Source organism: Streptomyces dangxiongensis (assembly GCF_003675325.1).
GTDB classification, from domain to species: Bacteria; Actinomycetota; Actinomycetes; order Streptomycetales; family Streptomycetaceae; genus Streptomyces; species Streptomyces dangxiongensis.
In genome coordinates, this window is the sequence record NZ_CP033073.1 from 7613313 (window position 1) to 7631675 (window position 18363).

Annotated in this window: 17 protein-coding genes; 10 read left to right on the forward strand and 7 right to left on the reverse strand. The window is 71.9% G+C overall.

From position 1 onward, the window contains the following. Positions 1 to 192: 192 nt before the first annotated feature. The gene (locus D9753_RS34295) at positions 193 to 486 is read right to left on the reverse strand and encodes a hypothetical protein (protein ID WP_121790540.1); all 294 of its coding nucleotides are present in this window, start codon (positions 484 to 486) and stop codon (positions 193 to 195) included. A gap of 1435 nt (positions 487 to 1921) precedes the next feature. On the opposite strand from D9753_RS34295, the gene D9753_RS34305 reads away from it, so the two are divergent. The 5 genes from D9753_RS34305 to D9753_RS34325 all read left to right on the forward strand — a co-directional run bounded on the left by D9753_RS34305 (position 1922) and on the right by D9753_RS34325 (position 7107). Further along, a complete protein-coding gene (locus D9753_RS34305; protein ID WP_121790542.1) occupies positions 1922 to 2539 on the forward strand; it encodes a helix-turn-helix transcriptional regulator in 618 nt (205 codons plus the stop codon). A gap of 112 nt (positions 2540 to 2651) precedes the next feature. Next, positions 2652 to 3257: a toxin gene (locus D9753_RS34310; protein WP_121790543.1), complete on the forward strand. Its 606-nt coding sequence runs from the start codon at positions 2652 to 2654 to the stop codon at positions 3255 to 3257. After that, entirely contained in the window at positions 3254 to 4411 is a 1158-nt protein-coding gene (locus D9753_RS34315) for a hypothetical protein (RefSeq protein WP_121790544.1), read from the forward strand. The genes D9753_RS34310 and D9753_RS34315 overlap by 4 nt, the downstream gene beginning before the upstream one ends. 78 nt (positions 4412 to 4489) lie before the next feature. After that, positions 4490 to 5629, forward strand: coding sequence for an MAB_1171c family putative transporter (locus D9753_RS34320; RefSeq protein WP_240468363.1), 1140 nt, complete (start codon positions 4490 to 4492; stop codon positions 5627 to 5629). Positions 5630 to 5661: 32 nt separating this feature from the next. Then, positions 5662 to 7107, forward strand: coding sequence for an NAD(P)/FAD-dependent oxidoreductase (locus tag D9753_RS34325; RefSeq protein ID WP_121790546.1), 1446 nt, complete (start codon positions 5662 to 5664; stop codon positions 7105 to 7107). 140 nt (positions 7108 to 7247) lie between these two features. Here D9753_RS34325 and D9753_RS34330 read toward each other — a convergent pair whose 3' ends face one another. Then, the gene (locus D9753_RS34330) at positions 7248 to 7628 is read right to left on the reverse strand and encodes a VOC family protein (RefSeq protein ID WP_121790547.1); all 381 of its coding nucleotides are present in this window, start codon (positions 7626 to 7628) and stop codon (positions 7248 to 7250) included. Between the two features lie 461 nt (positions 7629 to 8089). Here D9753_RS34330 and D9753_RS34335 point away from each other — a divergent pair, with 461 nt between their 5' ends. Continuing rightward, positions 8090 to 8476, forward strand: a complete 387-nt coding sequence (locus tag D9753_RS34335) for a peptidase inhibitor family I36 protein (protein ID WP_121790548.1) — start codon at positions 8090 to 8092, stop codon at positions 8474 to 8476. A gap of 188 nt (positions 8477 to 8664) precedes the next feature. On the opposite strand, the gene D9753_RS34340 is transcribed toward D9753_RS34335, so the two are convergent. Next, the gene (locus tag D9753_RS34340) at positions 8665 to 9744 is read right to left on the reverse strand and encodes a hypothetical protein (protein WP_338057998.1); all 1080 of its coding nucleotides are present in this window, start codon (positions 9742 to 9744) and stop codon (positions 8665 to 8667) included. Between the two features lie 254 nt (positions 9745 to 9998). Here D9753_RS34340 and D9753_RS34345 point away from each other — a divergent pair, with 254 nt between their 5' ends. Then, on the forward strand, positions 9999 to 10295 hold the full coding sequence (locus D9753_RS34345) for a hypothetical protein (protein WP_121790550.1): 297 nt from the start codon (positions 9999 to 10001) through the stop codon (positions 10293 to 10295). A 54-nt stretch (positions 10296 to 10349) separates the two neighbouring features. Further along, positions 10350 to 10475 carry a hypothetical protein gene (locus D9753_RS38815; protein ID WP_276209451.1) on the forward strand — a complete coding sequence of 42 codons (126 nt, stop codon included), beginning with the start codon at positions 10350 to 10352 and terminating at the stop codon, positions 10473 to 10475. Positions 10476 to 10586: 111 nt separating this feature from the next. Here D9753_RS38815 and tpg read toward each other — a convergent pair whose 3' ends face one another. Both tpg and tap read right to left on the reverse strand, forming a co-directional pair. After that, positions 10587 to 11144 (reverse strand): telomere-protecting terminal protein Tpg, encoded by a 558-nt coding sequence (tpg, locus tag D9753_RS34355; RefSeq protein ID WP_121790551.1) that lies wholly within the window; start codon positions 11142 to 11144, stop codon positions 10587 to 10589. Between the two features lie 13 nt (positions 11145 to 11157). Further along, positions 11158 to 13398 carry a telomere-associated protein Tap gene (gene tap, locus D9753_RS34360; protein ID WP_121790552.1) on the reverse strand — a complete coding sequence of 747 codons (2241 nt, stop codon included), beginning with the start codon at positions 13396 to 13398 and terminating at the stop codon, positions 11158 to 11160. Positions 13399 to 13731: 333 nt separating this feature from the next. Here tap and D9753_RS34365 point away from each other — a divergent pair, with 333 nt between their 5' ends. After that, positions 13732 to 15507, forward strand: coding sequence for an immunity 49 family protein (locus D9753_RS34365; protein ID WP_240468364.1), 1776 nt, complete (start codon positions 13732 to 13734; stop codon positions 15505 to 15507). Between the two features lie 309 nt (positions 15508 to 15816). After that, the gene (locus D9753_RS34370) at positions 15817 to 17232 is read left to right on the forward strand and encodes a DEAD/DEAH box helicase (RefSeq protein WP_121790553.1); all 1416 of its coding nucleotides are present in this window, start codon (positions 15817 to 15819) and stop codon (positions 17230 to 17232) included. A gap of 231 nt (positions 17233 to 17463) precedes the next feature. Here the strand turns inward: D9753_RS34370 and D9753_RS34375 are convergent, their stop codons facing one another. Next, positions 17464 to 17889: a DMT family transporter gene (locus D9753_RS34375; protein ID WP_121790554.1), complete on the reverse strand. Its 426-nt coding sequence runs from the start codon at positions 17887 to 17889 to the stop codon at positions 17464 to 17466. 49 nt (positions 17890 to 17938) lie between these two features. Then, entirely contained in the window at positions 17939 to 18259 is a 321-nt protein-coding gene (locus D9753_RS34380) for a DMT family transporter (protein WP_121790555.1), read from the reverse strand. Positions 18260 to 18363: the final 104 nt, after the last annotated feature.

Consider the following 18363-nt stretch of genomic DNA (forward strand, 5'->3'; position numbering starts at 1 on the left):
TTGGTCAGACGACGGTCCCTCTCACGCACTGCGGCAAAAAACGTCATGACCTGCTGGTATCCCGTGCGGCCTCAGACACTCACCGATATCTACGGCGAACAGCGTCGTGGCGGAGCGCTTCTCCGGGGTTACGCGCCGTGCCGCCCTTCGCCTGGGCCGGCGCGAGAGACCGCCGTGGCCGTGCCGGCACACTCACTTGCAGGACGCGGGAGCGAACAGGGCAAGCTGGTCCTTCACCCAGGGGTCGAACACGGCTGCCCGCTGGGCGGACGCGGGATAGAAAGTGGCTAGCTGGTCCGCGATCCACGGATCCGTGGGCTGCTGGGCGGTGTGGTGCCGGCCGGTGTCCGCCGGGGTGCTGTGGGCCGGGAGGTGCCCGGCCGTCTGAGGAACAGCCGCCAGCGCCGGGCTCCCGCCGGCCAGCAGAGCGCCTCCGGCGATCGCCGCACCAGCGCCTGCGAGCGCGATCCGTCGCGTCAACTTCATGATCTCCTCCTTGCCGGCCCGCCACACTGGGTCGCGATCGGAAACATCGCGTGATGTGAGCCCTCGCGGTGGCGGGCGGAAGCATCCGGTCGGGCCACCTACCCACTCGTTCTCCTCGCACACCGGCAGCAGCAAAATTGGATATAACGGGGTCAACCGACGGTGGTCAGCCGACCGGCGCCATGCCGGCCCGGGTCCGGCTCCGTCGTGATCAGCTTGCCGATCATGCGAACCGCCGTCGACGTCTCACGAATGGAAGATGCAGCAGATGATCACGATGGAACGCTTGGCCGCGTCGTCCACCGTCGCCCTCACCGCTCATCAAGGCAGCGAGACCGCCGGGGAGTGTGTCCGGACCGTGGAAGCAGCTCCGGGGGTCCCCTCCGCCGCGGTGACGATGACCGAACGGCGACCGATGCTCCAGAAGGTTCCCAGCCGCCCGTTGAACTCTGTGTGCAGGCGAAATTCGGCAGTGCGGAGGCGCGGTGGAACCGTTGACACGGAAGACCGGTACGGGTGTGCGCGACGGCGGAGGCTACGAGTTGCCGGCGCGCCGCGCGTACGGCGGCCGGGACCGGGCCGCGGAGGCCCGTCGGGCCCGGGACGAGCTGCCGGAGCCCGGGGCCGGGCAGGCGTCCGACGGGGGCGCCGCCCGGTGCGGGGAAGACGTACGGAACGAGTGCCTCGACACCGCCCTCGCCTCCGTGGCCTCGATGGTGAACACCATCCTGTCGCTTGTCGGAGGCGGTTCTCCGCCGCCGCAAGCGGGCCGGGCTCGGCAGGGCGGTACCGCCGTGACGGCGGCGTCCGAGAGGGACCACGGCCGCTAGGGCCGCCCATCCGGATCATGCCGCGGACGCGGGGCCCGGTACGCGCGACTGCGGCCATGTCGTCGGGTCACGCCTCTCCGGAGGGCACGCTCGGCTGCGCTCGCGCGGGTGCACCCCTCTCGCGCCGCCGCCTTCCCCCCGGCGCTCGACACGCGCCGGACTCCGCTCACCCTGCTGACAGGCCACCGTCCACCTCCGTGTCCTGATCCGGGTGGCGGGCCCTCAGCCCCGGGGCGGGAGGTGCGCAGCGCGTCGGCCGCCTCTCCGAGCAGGCGTGCCGCCTGCCGCAGGGAGCCGTCCGACACGGACTCGTCCGTGAGCAGGTGCTGCGCAGCTTCGGTGACCTCCTGCAGCCGCTGTCGCAGACGTTCCCGGCCGGACGGCTGAGCGCCGGGGGAGGCCCAGCCGGTCCACGTGAACCAGTTCTGATCGTCGGAGGTGTCGGTGGGGCGGCCTGTCGCCGCCTGGAACTGCGCACGGAAGTCGCGCACGATCGCCTCGACGTCTCACGCACACTTCCCCGACCGTGTCGACCAGTTGGAGGGATGCGGATACGCTCGCGTACGTCCCGCCCCTGATCAGCGACGCGCGCAGGAGAATGCCCGGTGGCAGCAGACGATGCCTACGCAAGACTGGCCGGAACCCTGGAGCGCATCCAGCGTGCCTCGGGACGCGCCGAGTTGTCCGAGGTGCTCGACAGCGCGCACCTGTCGTACGAGACGGGGATCCCTGAGACCGTCGTACTGACCCTGCTCGCGGGCGGGCGGGCCGTGGACATCTCGGTGGCGGAGCGCGTGCGGCAGCGGCTGGACTTCCTTCGCGAGACGCGCCGGCGTGCCGACGGGAAGAGGTACGCCCTCGAAGAGATCGCCGCAGCCGCCGGCGTGACGCGTCAGACGATGAGCGAGTGGCGGAAGAAGGGCATACCCGGCCTGGAATCGGCCGATCGGCTCCGTCGTTTCTTCTCCCTGCCGCCCGGGTTCTTCTTCGCCGACGAGCCGGAGGCACTCGACGAGGCGCTGCAACAGCGCCTCCAGGAACTCGAGTCGAGGTCGGATCCCTTCGCCGAGCTTCGTACGCCCGAGATACTGCGGCTCGCGGCGCGCGGGCTCCTGTCGCCCACCGGAGTGCAGGCGATGGCCCAGTGGGCGGAGGCCGTCACCCGGCCTGTCGCACAGAGTGTCCACAAGGGCGGCCGAGGCGGAGAAGGACTTGCGTCGTGATCTCCGGATGCAGCGGGGCACCCCACCGTCCGCGGCCCCTGGGTACGCCTGCCGGCCGGCAGAAGCCCGGCACAGTCCGTGGTGCCGCTGTCCCGAACCGCCGGAGCGGGCGATGACTCCTGTGACCCGGCTCCGGCAGTGGCAACGGTTACGGGCGCGCGACAGGGAGATGCGTCAGTTCGCCGAGACGCTCATCGCTCCGGTCCGGGGACGGCTGGGTGACGCCGACGCGGAAGGTGACCTGGAGGCGCCGGCAGATCCCGAAGCCCTGTTCGAAGCACTGGTGGAGTCCGCCCGGCAGTGGCGCGGCGATCGCAGGCTCGAGGTGCACAAGGTGCACATCCCGCGTGAGTTCAAGGCCACCGGGATGTGGCTGGAGCGGGCCGACCGTGACGACATCATCATCGAGCGGGACGCGGCCATCTGGCATCAGGCGCAGATCTTCGGTCACGAGCTGTGGCACATGCGGCAGAAGGACGGCTTCACCCCCGAGCAGTTGGCGGGCGGGGCGTGGGACGAGCTGCAGTCCGGGCATGCGCACGGCGCGCAGCCGGCCGCCGCGCGTTCACGCTTCGACGAGGATCCCGAGAAGGAGGCCGAACTGTTCGGCATCCGGGTCGGGCAGGAGATGCGGGCGCTGATGGAACGGGACGTGATCACGGGCGCGACCGCCCGCCGTATCGCAGATGCTCTCAGCTATCGAGGGAACCGGAAATGAGTGGGTCGATCAACTACATAAGCTGCGGCCTGCTGTGGATCGGGCTCCTGGTGAAACTGCCGGGCCTGATCCGGAACGGGAGCGAGCCCTCGCTCCGTGCCATCAACGCGGTGTTGGCGTTCGCGTCGCTGTGCTTCCTCCTCGGCGCGCCCAGCTCGGTCGAGGTGATCAACCGGGTCAGCGGCGTACCCAACCTGGCCGCCCCTCTGACCTATGCCTCGATCACCGCGTACAGCGCGACACTTCTGATCCTGATCGCCTGCTGGCGGGGCGGCCCCTCCGCGCGCCGGACGACACGGAGCTGGCTCTACGGCTACGCGGCTGTCCTCCTCGGTATCGCCACCCTCTACATCCTGGGGGACGCCACGGAGGAGCGTCGCAGCGACTTCGACACGTACTACGCGACGGCGCCCTGGATCTCCGAGATGGTCGTCCTGTACCTGGTCGCTCATCTGACGGCCGTGACGGTCAGTGCCGTCTGGTCGCTGCGCTGGGCGTTCGAGGCGGAGGTCCGCAGACTGCCCTGGCTGCGGGCCAGCCTGCTGACGATCGGCGCCGGTACGGTCATCAGCGCCGGGTACAGCGTCTCCAAGCTGGTCGCCGTCATCGCGCGGTGGGCCGGCCGGGACTGGGCGGTCCTCGGCACCTCCATTCCGCCCCTGTGCGCCGGCCTCGGCGCACTGCTCACGGTGGTGGGAGTCCTCCTTCCCGTGGCGGGCCACCACCTTTCGGCGTGGCGTGACTTCTTCCGTCTCGCACCCCTCGACGCCGTCCTGGACCCGGTCCTCAAAGAACGCGCGCTGCGCGTCGAGCGCCCGCGTTCCCCGCTCCTGTGGGGCACTTGGCGCTGGAGCACCATCCACAACGGTCTCCTTGCGCTCGAGACACACTTCGACGAACGGCTCTACGACGAGGCCTTCGGCGCGGAGTTCGACAGGACGGGTGACTGGGGGAGTGCCACCTCGACCGCATGGGCCGTGACCATCGCCGCGGCCGTACGGCGCAGCACCCGGCCCGTGCTCAGACCCGCGGGCGCGCCGACGCGGCTCTCCCACCCGAGGGACGCCGAGTCCCTGGTCCGGATCGCCGATGCCGTGAGGAAGTCCGAGCGGACGGTACGAGAGCCGGACACCGTGGCGGCCCAGTCGGTCTGAGCCAGGATCCGAGCATTCGATTCCCCCACCTCCGCGGACCTGAACGGAGTCCCCGAAAAGATGAGTCTTGTCGTGTATATGGCGTCCATTCTTCTGGCTCTGGCCGCCGTACTTCTTCGCCGACCACGCAGGACTCCCCGCTCACCCCTGTCCAACGCCACGCGGGCCACCGCGTTCATCGCCGCCACGTGCTTCTTCTGGTCCGCTCCCGTCACCCTCGCCGCGGTCAACCACGCCACGGGCATCCCCAACGTCGGCGCCCCGCTGACCTACAGCTCGATCTCTGCCCTGAGCTGCTCCCTGATCATCCTGCTGATCCACTGGAGAGGCGGTCCCGAGGAGCGGATACGGCGGATGACCCGGATGACGGTCGCCGTCTACGGGACACTCATCGTCGCCATCGTCCTGCTGTTCAGCCTGGCGGACGCGCACACGGAGCGGCTCACCGACCTGGACACGTACTACGCCAACACCCCGTACATGCGGGAGATGATCAGCCTCTACCTCGTGGGTCACCTGGCGAGCACCGTCGTCCTGAGCGCCGTCTGCCTGAAATGGGCGCGCGACGAGGTCACCGGGCTCCTGCGCGTCGGCCTGCGACTGATCCTCGCCGGCCTCCTGCTCGACGCCCTCGGCTTCACACTCGCCAAGGTCACCGCTGTCGTCGCACGCTGGCTGGGGTACGACCTGGACGTCCTGTCCACCACCGTCGCCCCGCCGGCCGCCGCGCTCGGCGCTCTGATCTACTCCACCGGATTCGTCCTTCCACGTCTCGCGTCCGCCGCCGCCGCGGAGCGGCAGAGCCTGGCCACCTACCGTGCGCTGACACCGCTGTGGTCCGCGGTGAAGGACGTGGTGACGGCACCACCGGTCGCGGAACCGACGTGGTGGCAGCCCTGGTGGCAGATGCCGAGCAGCCGCCTCTACCTGCTCGAAGCCAACATCCATGACGCTCTGCTCCAGTTGACGGCGCACTTCGACCAACGGGTCGGCCACGCGGCGTACGCGGCCGCCGTGGAGCGTGGCGAGCGACAGGAACAGGCCCGGTTCGCCTCCGAACGCGAGATGATCATCGACGGTATCCGCCGTGCTTCGGGCAAGGGGGACGGACCTGCCGACCCGCCGGAGAAGTTCCGCGTCACCATCGGTTTGGTCGAGCTGGCGCACGCCGTGAACCGCCTCCGTGAGGCGGCGCCGGCGCAGGCGAGAATCCAGTGAGACCGTCTCACGAGTGCTACAGGGAGTAACAGTTGTCGCAAAAAGCCGTCGTGATCGGAGCCGGCACAGCCGGGCTGGTGGCCGCCGCGGCCCTGGCCCGCGCCGAGCCCGCGCTACAGATCCTCCTTCTGGACAGGGACGAGCTTCCCGAGGGTCCTGAGAACCGGCGCGGTGTTCCCCAGGGCCACCACGCCCATCTGCTCATGGCCGGCGGCCTGGCCGCGATGGAGTCGCTCTTCCCGGACAGCGTGCGCGACCGTCTCCTGAGCGCGGGGGCGCACGAGATCGCCCTCGGCAACGGCATGCTCGCCCTCACAGCGGACAGCGGGTGGTTCCGCCGGTGGAGGTGGAACGGCCCGCACATGATCACCTGCACACGCGCTCTGCTGGACTGGGTCCTCCGGCAGGCCCTGCTCGACTCCTGTGCCACCATCTCGATCCACCGGGCCACCGTGGAGGGGCTCCTCGGCGACGCTCAGCGTGTCCACGGTGTCCGTATCAGCGGGGCGGACCACGACCTCGGCACGGAACTGGAAGCGGACTTCGTCGTCGACGCGAGCGGTCGGGGATCAGGCAGCCTGACGTGGCTCAGCGGCATAGGCGTCACGGGTGTCGAAGAGCGGAAGATCGACTCCGGGCTCACCAACGCCACCCGGATCTACCGCACGCCGGAGGGTGCCGAATCGTTTCCGCTGACGGTGGTGCAGGCCAACCCCTACAACGGTCGGCCCGGCCGGAGCGCCATGGTGCTCCCGATCGAGGGGAACCGGTGGATGGTCAGCGCGGGGGGCACCCGGGGCGGTGAACCTCCCCAGGACGCGCAGGGTTTCCTCGAGTACACCCTTGGCCTGCCGCACCCCATCGTCGGCCACCTGATCTCCGGCGCGCAGCCCCTCACCGACGTCGTGGTCACCCGCGGCCGCAGCACGAGCAATGCCCGCCGGTACTTCGAGAAGTCGCCGCGGTGGCCCGAACGGTTCGTCGTGCTCGGCGACGCGCTGACCACCTTCAACCCCGCCTACGGACAGGGCATGTCGGTGGCGGCGCTCGGCGCCCAGGTCCTCACCCGCGAAGTCCAGCAGCACGGCCTCACCGGCCCTGGCCTGTCCCGACGCGTCCTGCGCGGCGCCGCCCGCCACGTCGACACGGCCTGGGCCACCGCCGTCGGCATGGACATCCTCTACCCGGGCGTACTCGGCGGAGCGCCCACACTCGCCGACCGGGTCACCGCCCACTACGCACGCCGACTGACCAAGGCCGCGACCGGCTCCTACGACGCAGCGGCAGCCCTCTGGGACGTCACCAGCCTGAAGGCCACTCCGACCCGCGTGCTCCGGCCGAAGGCCCTGCTGGCCGGCCTGACCGGCCCGTTCCTACCCCGGACGTCCGAACCCCCGCTGTGGCCTTCGGAGAGGGAGGTGCTCAACCGGCTGAGAAAGGCCGCCGAGAGGACAGCCACGTCCGTGGCCCACTCATGACTTCCGGTTGTTCCGGGCGTGGCGGGCCACCGAGGAGCCACCTGGTCCCGCAGCGCTGCCTCCCCGAGCAGTGCGCCACCCCTCCTGCCGGCCCCGACCCGCACGACAGTGCCTGGGGCCGCACCGGGGGCACAGAGCCTTCAGAGCGGGTTGAGGCGGGCCTTGAGCAGGCAGAACACATTGCCCTCGGGGTCGGCGAGAACGTGCCAGGACTCCTCGCCGGTCTGGCCGATGTCGGCCGGGCGCGCCCCGAGCTTCAGGAGGCGTTCGAGCTCGGCGTCCTGGTCCCGGTCGGTGGCGTTGACGTCGATGTGCAGCCGGGGCTTTCCCGGCTCCGGCTCGTCCCTGCGGCTGAGGAAGAGCGTCGGCTGCGGGCCGCCGAACCCGTCGCGCGGTCCGATCTCCAGGCTGCCGTCCTCTTCGCGATCGAGCACCACGAAGTCCAGGACCTCGCACCAGAACCGCGCCAGCACCTCGGGCTCGCGGCAACCGAGCACGAGTTCACTGATACGACATGCCATGGATGAAACCTACTCTCAGCGTGGGAACTGCCGGGGTGGCCACAACGGAGCCCTTGGGCCCACGCAGCCGGAACACGTTCGAGACCGTACCCGGTGAGGCGAGCCGGTGCGAGGAGTTTCTGGGGGCTCCTGGCGTTGTTCGGCCGGGCCGCCGGGCGAGGACCGTAGCCGTACGGACCGCGTCCCCGAGCCGGTGGTGCCCGTCGGGCCGCTGTTCCCGCGACGGCCGGCCTGCGTCCATGCACCGGAGGTACGGCTCGGGGTCGCGCGCCGTCCGCCAGCGCGACCCCGACTCCGCCGGAGGCCCCGGCTCACACGGTGGAGAGACAGTGCCGGCGGCTGCCGGGGACGCCTCGCGCGCCCCTCCGCACGCTCTGGTGACCGCCGTTCGCAGCGCATGACACTGGCAACCGTCGTCCGGGGACACCGACGATGAAACCAGTGGTAAGGAGACGATCCGCATGCGCCGTATCACCTCGCTCGCCATCGCCTCGGTCGCCTTCGCGGCGGCCCTCGGCACCGCCCCCGCCGTGTCCGCCCCGGCGGCCACGCAGTCCGGCGCCGTCGCCGCGGCCTTCCACTGCGACCCGGGGCACTTCTGCATCTACAGCGGCTGGGACGGCGGCGGGACCCGCTGCCAGTGGACGTCGGAGAAGGTCGCGAACACCGCCGACGCGTGCTCCTTCATCCGCAACGGCAAGAAGGTGCTGTCCGTGTGGAACGGCACAGGTCACCGCATCCAGTACTACACGCAGACCAACTACCACGCGCGCGTCGGATCGACGACCGCCGGTCATGGCGGCAACCTCCAGGGCAGCTACCAGATCCGCTCCTTCAAGAAGCAGTAGGCCCGTGAGCGCGGATCCAGGCGTCGCAACAGCGTGTCCGCGCGTGGGCGGGCGGCGGCGGACGTCCCGCGCCCGACCTCAGGCTGGGACGGTGGGAGGCCGTCGCGCCAGCGCCCCGGCGGATTCTGTGTGCGGTGGGGGACCAGGTCCGAGTCGGGCGTTTCGCGGTGGCGGCCGGGTCCACCGGGTCAGGACCCCTGTCGGGTGCTCCTGACTGACGTGGTGCGGGCGAACCAGGTCCGGGCCTCGTCGTCGGACAGGACGCGGATCAGCTCGGCCTTGCCCGGGAGATGGGGAAAGAACCGGTCGGCGTTCCAACTGCGCCTGTACAGCGGTTCGTCCAGTACGAGCAGGCGGTACCCCTCCACCACGGGGATGTCGTCGGGCAGTCCCTCGTTCCAGATCCGCTCGCCGTCCGGGGCGAGGAGTTCGAAGGCTCCGGTCGCGACGGCGTCGGTGGGTTCTTGAGCGGGCTCGGGATCCGTGGCCAGGCGGACGATCTCGGCTGAAGGAGCGGTGCCGGGCACGTGGCCGCCACCGACCAGGACGTGGGCGAGCAGCGTGTGCAACTGGAAGTTGTCCCCGATGCCGCCGATCCGCATCTCGAACCCGCTCCCGGTGGGCCGGTGCAGCACCATCAGGGGCTCGTCGTCCAGCACCGCCAGGGCGTAGGCCAGGCACTTGAGGTCGTGCCGCCCGAGGGCTGCCAGCTCGCGGCAGGCGGGGAGGAGTGCGGAGGCGTGCCGACGGCGTACCTCCGCGCTGCGGCACAGCACCGCCAGCGCGGGCGGCTGCCATTCCTCGGCCGAGCACCAGGCCAGCGCCAGCCGCGTGACCTCGTACGCGTCGCCGCCCAAGCGGGCCGGCAGCGCATCGTCGATGATCTCCTCGTCGGGCTCCGGCAGTTCGTCCTCGGCGCCGCCGGCAGTGTTCCAGCGGTGGGCGAACTCCAGGGCGTCGAACAGGTCTTGGCGGACACCGTCGAGGACCGGTTCCGCGCAGGCCGCCGGATCGGCGCCGCGCTCGACGCAGAAGCCGGCCGCCGACGCCAGGAGCGGGCGCGGACCGGTGGGCGGGAAGGCGGTGAGCAGCGCGGCCAGGCGGGGCCCCGCCAGGACGCACTCCGTGTCCGTCGCCTGCCGCAGGCCCTTGAGCATGGCGGCGAAGGCACGTTCGGTGCGGGCGCCGTCGCGAGCGTCGACGGCCTGCTCCAGCTCGGACACGACGGCACCGAGGCCCGGGGCCTTCTGCTTCCTCTTGAAGATCACCGGCACACCTTAGGCCCAGGGGCGGCAGGCGTCACCGTGCGGGTCGTGCGCACAGCGCTGCCGTACGGGTCGTGGGCACGGGCGCGTGTACGTGAGCCAGCACGCGGCGTGCGACTGGAGGTCGCCGGCTCCGCGCCCCGTCCGTCGCACGCGGCCGACCCGCGTCCGGCGCGGCGTGCCGAGCCGGAGTCCGCCGGGCCGGTCCGGTGGCCGGCTCCGGCCCCTGTGTCAGTGGCGGCTGCAACCCTGGACGCATGAACGGAGACGAGCAGTTGCTGCGCGGCCGGGTGTACGGCCGCGACCACGAGGACCAGGAACCCGGCCCGCTTGCGCACCGGACGTACGCCGCGCTCACCGGCGGCCCGCTGGACGGGCTGCTGCTGGACATCACGGGCTGGCGGCCGGAGGAGGTCGACGACGGCGCGGCCCTGCCCACCGAGCTGGGCCGGTTCCCCGGCGGGCGGTCGCTGTACGACCCGCGGCCCGGCGAGCCCCGCGCACCCGGTCCGGGCGTGGCCTGCAGCTTCTATTACTGCGGCGACACGCCCTGACCACGGCCCCGACCACGTTAGACCGGGGTCACGCTGACCTACGACTGGTCGGCGGTGCCGCAGTTCATCCGGGAGTACATCCAGTTCCCGCCGTTCGGCCCTGATCATCTCACCGACTCGCTGCACCACCTGGCCGGCCTCGCCGCACCGACGCCGGAGGCCCCGACGCAGGGCGGCTGAGGGTGCCGACGTGAAGCGTCGTGGCGCGCGGGTGCCGGATGGGTGGCCGCATCGCCCTCACCACCGACGGCACTCCTGCCCGCCATCAGGCGCGTCGACGTGCCGAGGTGGCTACAGCTCGAACTCCAGATGCCCGAGGTCGGTGAATTCCACCTCCAGCCCGTGCGCGCGGCGCCCGCTGTCGCGGAAGTAGACCTCGCCCAGGGCCTCGGCGGCGATCTCGCGGAGCTGGTCCTCGGTGGCGCCGGCTTCCTGGGCCGTGAAGAGGCGGGCGGCGTGGTGGGGCGGGAGGGCGAGGGTGAGGTGACGCAGCCGGGCGTCGTCGGTGCTGCCGGGGGCCGCGGTGAAGCCGAACCGGGCGCGGGTGTCGATCATGATGCCGCCCGTGGTGGCCGCGGTCTGCTTGGCCCTGGCCCTGATCTGCGGCTGCCAGCGCGCGCGGACCTCCCGTTCGAGCCGGTCGGCGAGCTCCGGCCGGGGCTTCCTGATCTCGTTCTTCACGTACCGCTCCACGGTGCGCCGGCTGACGCCGAGCAGCTCGGCCACGCGCCGGGTGCTGCGCCGGTGCTGCCGGACCAGGTAGCGCATCTGTGCCCCGGCGGACTTGGGGAGCGGACGCGTGAACGCGCCCTGCACCGCCTTGTCGAGTTCCTCCGCGACCGTGACCATCGCCGTAACGCTCCTACTCTCCGGTGTCCTTGGCGGTGACCTCGCCGGTCTTGATGTAGCGGGCGAGGTTGGCGACCTTGCCGTCCCGGCCGAGCCGCTCGAACACGTCCGCGCCCCACAGCACGCTCTGGGTGCCCTCGTGCTTGACCATCCCCGGAGACACCCCCAGCCGGAACGAGCCCGGCACGGTCCTGCCGTCGCCGTCGTAGGGCAGGACGTCCAGCGGGCCGGGCCCGTCGGCGGCGTACACGGCGCAGTCCGAGAGGACCGCGACCGGGTAGCGGCCGGTGGCCGCGGCGAGGGCGAGCATCTTGCGGTGCATGTTGACGCGGGCACGGGAGATGACGGTGGCGCGGATGTCAGGTCGCCACGTCGGGCGGGCCAGGGCGGGCCAGGCGTGCCCCGGCTTCCAGCCGCCGCCGCGCGCCTTCTCCTGGAGCTTGCCGATGCCGCCCTTGACGGTCATCTTGACGGCGTCCACGACGATTCCCATCTCGGGGTCACGCCGCTTGTAGCCGTCCATCGCCTTCAGGAACTCGGCCGGGGGCAGCTTCTCCGCGACGCCGAGGTCCGCCATGGTGGTGACGTAGGCGTCGCGCAGCCGCTTGTACCAGCCGTCCAGGAACCGGCCGTGCTCCGGGCGTACCCACGCCTCACGTGGTGCGACGTCGTAGCCCAGCTCGACGGCGTACGCGACCGTAGGAGTGGCGTACCAGGCCGGCCCCTCGGGGCGTTCGCCGGTCGGCGTGAACGGACTGGGCAACAACGCGCCGTCGAGGTCACGCCACTGCTTGGCGACCTTCACCCGGGACAGCTCGACGTGGGAAAGGTCGACCAGCCACGAGCCGGGCAGCGCCGGGTCGAAGACGGGGTCGGTGACGTGTACGGGCGGCGACGCCAGGCCGACGACGGCGCCGTTCGCCGCCGCGCCGAACGCCAGGTTCACGTCGATGCCGACCAGACAGCGCCGCATGCACTCGTCATCGGTCAGATCCCGCGCCCAGTCGTAGGCCTCCTCGAACAGCTTCTCGCCGTGGCCGCGCACGTGGAAGCGGGGCAGCTCGGCCAGGACCGGGTGGCCGTCGGTCGCCTCGCACGGCGCCGGGTCCATCGGCTGCGTGCCCAGCGACCCGGGCCGGTGCTCGGCGTGCCGCCGGCCGTCGGCGTCCGGCTCACTCGCGCGGGTCGGCGGGTTCAGCGCGGTCATCAACTCGAGACCGGTGACGGCCGTGGTGCCGACCGGTGTCATCACCCGCATGGCGTACACGCCCAGTACCCGGGCGAGCTGGGCGGGCCCGAGCTGTGCGGCGTGGCCCCAGGCACGGTCGTCGAGAGCGTGCCAGGAGGGGATGCACACCTGTACGCACCGTCTCCGGCCGCCCTGGGCGGGGCGGTAGATCCGCGCCCAGGGCCCGAACCCGCGTTTGGTGAGCTGCCAGTCGGCACGCTGGAGCTGCTTGACGACCTTGTGCCCGTCCCCGAGCCGCCCGGCGTGCCGCTCGGCCTCGGACAACTCCACGGGCAGGCCGTACCGCTCGCACGCCGCCCGGGTGAGCACCAGCAGCGGGTCGGCGTCCTTCCCGGAGCCGTGCAGCCTCTCCGCCCCGAGCTGAGCCTCCCCGAGGGTCCACTCGACCAGGGCTGGAAGGGACTTGGCGGGCACGTCCAGGATGAGGCCGCCGACGCCGTAGCCGGTCACCTGCCTCTCGTCGTCGGCGTCGAGCACGAGCAGCGGGCCGTGCGCGTACGCGCCGCCGTGCGCGGGAGTGTCCTTCCCGGCGGCCTTCTTCCCGTCCGGGCGGCGCGAGGTCTGCGACGGCCGGGCAGCAGGTGCCGGACGGGGCGCGGCGGCCGGTGCGGGAACAGTGGCGGGGGGAGCGGGTGGGGCGTTGTCGGCTGTGCTCTTGTCCGCGAGGGCGGTCCCTCGGCCCATGGGTGCAGGCGGTGCCTCGGGCGCCGAAACCGTGTCCGGCGCGGCGGCGGTGTCCTCCCGCGGCGCACCGGTGTCTCCGGGGACAGGGTAGAGCTGCGCGAGTTGCTTCATCAGACGCGCGTACGCCTCCCGTTGCGGCGGCCTCGGCTCCGTCCTGCCGGACTCCCAGTCGCCCACGGTCGCGCGCCGCACGCCCAGAGCGGCGGCCACTTCGTCCAGGGTGAGCGCATGAGCCTGGCGCAGCCGCTTGCGCTCCGCCGGCGGCGGCAGCGTGGACCGGGACGCGACCAGCGCGTCCACCGCATCGAACAACTCGGACATGAAGCACCTCCGCCCCCACCCTATGCCCCGAACCGTACCCATGCCGTACTGATCACGGGCAGCCGACGTACGTTTCACGTACGTATCGTGTCCGACATTGGCGTGACAGGCTTGCGGGGGGCGTCAGAAGGCTTCGCAGGGCGGCGTCGGAGTCCCGGAAGGTGGGCCCGGAAGTCCCGGCCGCTGCCACCGAGGCGGGGATCGGTGAGCTGCGGGTCGTGCAGCCGTAGGCGCCTTCGGGTCTCCCGTCCCCGACGACGCCCGTCCGCGCACGGCCTGTCAGACCCCGCGCCTAGGCTGTCCGCACAGGGACCGGCATCGAGGAGCAGTGCAGTGCGGATAGAACGTCACCAGGTAGCCGAGGCAGTCATCTCGGCGGCGCGCGAGGACTTCGCGAACCGGATCGGGCGACAGGTCCGGTCCATGTCGAAGGCCGGCCGGATGGCCACCTACGAGTGGCAGGCCATCGCCGACGAGTTCCTCGACTACCTGGGTACCCTCTCCGCCGAGACGCCCAGCCTCGACACCCCGGAGGCCAAGGCCGTCCTCAAGGACGCCACCGAGGCCGCCGCCGGCGCAGTCGCCTACGCGGCGTACTACCCGCACTGCACCTTCCAAGTCTTCCTCGACTACGTGAACTTCGGCATCGGCTACGACCCCCGTGACGAGGACGGCGCCGACGGCCCGCAGGAGAGCGTCACCCCCGCCGAATGGATCGACGCGTTCTGCCTCGCCATCCTCACCGACAAGTCCACCTTGCACGGTGAGGCCTTCCACTTCGCCCGGGAGAAGTTCACCGAGAAGGCCGAGGGCACCCCGGCCGGCGAACTCGCCACCGGGTTCATGGCCCAGGTCCTCGGCGACACCGGGAACGACGAGGACCCGTACCCGCCCAGTGCGCAGGCGAAGCTGGCGGCCCTCGACGCCGCGCTGGCCCGCCTCCGCAGCCGCGCCGAGGAGACCGGCGAGAGCCTCCTCGACCGGCCGGACAGCGTGGCACTGAACACGCTGCGCGCCGTGGCCGCCGAGGACCGGGAAGCCTTCGACGCGGGCCTGGCCGCCCTCCTGCTCCCGCACACCGCCCTGCACGGCCCCGGCGCCCGCGCGCGAACTCTCCTTCCGCTGCTGCCGCTCGGCCTGGCCGCGCTCGCGTACCGGACGCTGGGCTGGATGCCGGCCCTTCGCACCCCCTACCTCCCGCACGCCCTGGTCACGGGTTTCGAGACCCGCGGCCCGAGGGTCGAGGGCTTCGGCCGGAACCGGCGTCCCGACGCCGTCGCAGCGCTGGCCGCCGGCCCGCTGGTGGTGGACCGACCGGTGTTCGAATACACCGTGCACCCGGACACCGAGGCCCAGTTCGACGAGTACACCCGGGAGGCCTTCACCCCGGAGAACGGGGAGCCCCTCGCCGTACGGCGCCTCGGGAGCGCCATCCGCCACCAGGAACTCCTCTTCAAGTGGCGCGCCGGGAACTCCGCCGACGTCACCGACGCCCAGCTCGAGAACCTGCGGCTGGCCTCCCGGATGGGGGCGGCCCTGTTCCGCGTCGCCCTCGCCGAGCCGGGCACCGAGACCGAGGTGACCATCGACGGACGGAAACACCGCTACCCGGCCGTCCGGGACAGCGGAGCGAGCCCCGCCGCCTGGGAGAACGCCACCGCTTTCGCCCTGATCACCGGCGTACGCGAGGACCTCGCGCCCCTGGTCCTCACCGGCCCCACGGTGGTGGCCGGCAAGGGCGGCTCGGCCTTCACCGCCTACCGGGAGGCCCTCCACGCCTACCTGAGGGGCGTGGACCTGGAGGCGGCGGCGGAGCGGGCGCTGGCCGAGGCGGAGAAGGCCAGGGACTGGGGCTTCTTCCCGCGGCCGGCGGTCCTGCTGTCGCAGCTCGTGGAGGGCGACGAGGAGAGCTTCAACCTGGCGTTGGCCGACGCCCTCGAAGCCCACCGCGACTACTACCGGGTCGGCGACCGGGCCGGGGACCCCGACGCGGCCATAGACCTCAACGTTGTCGCACTGGCCTGCCACGCCCGCCGCCGGGGCTGGACCATCCGGGTCGAGTCCCCCTACCTGCCCCAGAGGCTCCTCCAGGCCGCCGAACGCCTCTAGCCTCCCGCCCGTACGCCGTGCCGGACGGACCCCGCCCGTCACGTGCCCTGCGCTGCTCGCCCGCCCGCGGGCAGCGGAAGAGGCCTCGGCCGGCCAGGTCGGAGCGGCTCTCGGTCCGTGGCGCGTCACCGAAGGGGACGGGGCACTTCCGAGCGCTCCGCACCACGACGCCGGCCCTCACGCCGTGTTAGCCTTGCGTTTTTGCGTGCTCGTGGCGGCTGGCGTTCCTGCCCGTTCGGTTCCCCTTGTTCGTCGGCTGCTCATTCCCGCCGGGCCTTCCTGGGTACGTCTCCACGCGGAAGGCTCTTCATGAACCACCCCAACCGCCCCGGCACCTCGCACGACGACCGTGCCCAGCCGGTGGCCACCGCCCCGACGGCGCCCTCGGTCGCTTCCTTCGCCGACCTGGACCTGCCGGCCGAGGTGCTGCGGACGCTCACCGAACTCGGGGTGCGCGAGCCCTTCCCGATCCAGGCGGCCACGCTGCCCGACGCCCTCGCGGGACGCGACGTCCTGGGGCGTGGGCGCACCGGATCAGGCAAGACGCTCGCCTTCGGCCTGCCGCTGCTCGCACGGACGGCCGGGCGGCGCGCGGAACCCAAGCAGCCCCTCGCACTGGTCCTGGTACCTACCCGGGAGCTGGCCCAGCAGGTCACCGAGGCGCTCGCGCCGTACGCCGACGCGCTCCGGCTGCGGATGGCCACCGTCGTCGGCGGCGTGTCCATCGGCCGGCAGACCGCTGCGCTCCGGGACGGAGCCGAGGTCGTCGTCGCCACTCCCGGCCGTCTGCACGACCTCGTCCAGCGCAAGGCCTGCCGTCTGGGACGGGTCCGGATCACCGTCCTCGACGAGGCCGACCAGATGTGCGACATGGGTTTCCTGCCGCAGGTCACCGAGGCGCTCGACCAGGTCCACCCCGACGGCCAGCGGATGCTGTTCTCGGCCACCCTGGACCGCGATGTCGACGACCTGGTCGGCCGCTACCTCCATGACCCCGTCGTCCACTCGGTCGACCCGTCCGCGGGCGCCGTCGCGACGATGGACCACCATGTCCTGGTCGTCCACGGCCCGGACCGGTACGCCGTCACCACCGAGATCGCCGCCCGCGACGGCCGCGTCCTGCTGTTCCTGGACACCAAGCACGCGGTCGACCAGCTCACCCGGCATCTGCGGGCCAGCGGAGTGCACGCCGCCGCCCTGCACAGCGGCAAGTCCCAGCCCCAACGCACCCGGACCCTCGGGCAGTTCAAGAGCGGCCAGATCACCGTCCTGGTGGCCACCAACGTCGCGGCCCGTGGACTGCACGTCGACGATCTCGATCTGGTGGTCAACGTCGACCCGCCCACCGACCCCAAGGACTACTTGCACCGAGCGGGCCGCACCGCCCGGGCGGGTGAGTCCGGCAGTGTCGTCACCTTGGTGCTGTCGGGTCAGCGCCGCGAGATGAGCCGGCTGATGGCCGAGGCCGGCATCGAGCCGACCGTCTCCAAGGTGCGTTCGGGCGAGGCGGAGCTGAGCCGCATCACCGGGGCCAAGGTCCCCTCCGGCACCCCTCTCGACGGCGGGCCCGCCGCACCCCGTCCCAAGAACGTCAATGCTCCCTTCCGCGGCCTGGGCACCAGCAAGGACGCCTCCCGCGGCACGGGCGGCAAGTCCCGGAAGGCCGACCAGGCCCGCAAGCTCGCCGAGGCCCGCAGGGCGGCGGCGACGCGTCGCGGCGGCTGAGCGAGGCCGACAAGCCCCTTCCACTCGGCCTCGGCGATCCGCAGTCCCGGGCCCTTCCGAGGTGGCGCGGACCCGAGCTGGTCGTTCGCGTCGTTGGGGTTTCCGCACCCGTGAGCGTCTGATACCGGCGTGCGCGGGCGGGCGGGGACGGCCGCCGGCGCCGGCAACCCCCGGCCCGGGCTCTGCGGGCCGCGGGCCGGCGGCGCCGGTGCGGGCTGTGCGGGGTGGGCGTCAGGCGCCCTGGGTCTCGTGCCGGCCGGCGGGGACCTCCTGGGCGCCCTGCGGCGCGGCGGCGGACTCGGCACCGGCCTGCGGCCGGTCGGCGAGCTTGAGCCAGACCACGCCGACGATGATCAGGCCCAGCCACAGGGCCTGGGTGGCGGTGAGGGTCTCGTCGAAGAAGACCGGGCCGAGCAGCGCCGCGCCCGCCGAGCCGATGCCGGCCCAGACGGCGTAGCCGAGAGCGACGTCGATGGTGCGCAGCGCGGCGCTCAGCGCCCACAGCGTCAGGAGGAAGAACACGACGGCGACCAGCGACCACGTCAGGCGGGTGAAGCCGTGGCTGCCTCCGACGGAGAGGGCGTAGCCGACCTCGAAGCCGCCGGCGAGGAGGAGCATCAGCCAGGAGTTGGCGGAGGAGGGGCTGGTGTCGGACATGTGCGTGGGTCCTTTCGGGAAGTGGAGGGGGCGGGCGGCGGCGTGAGGCTCAGGCGGCACCACTGAGCTGGAGGCCGACGACGCCGACGATGATGGCGAGGATGCCCAGCGCCTTGCGCCAGGTCAGACGCTGGCCGAAGAGCAGCGCGCCCAGCAGCGTGATGCCGATACCGGCGACGGAGGTCCAGATGGCGTAGCCGACACCGACGTTGAAGGTCAGCAGCGCCTTGCTGAGGAAGTACGTTCCGATGGCACCGCTGACCAGGGTCGCGATGGTCCACTTGCGGTTCTTGAAGCCCTCGGCCTTGCCGGCCGCGATGGCGACGGCGATCTCGAAGATGTCGGCGATGGCGAGGTAGAGCCACTGCATGGCGGGTCCCTTCGTTCGTATGGAGGCCGGCGCGGCGGGGACGGCGCGCCGTGGGGTGCGCCGTACCGGGTGAGCGGTCGCGGGCACGGGGAAGCGGGGGTGGG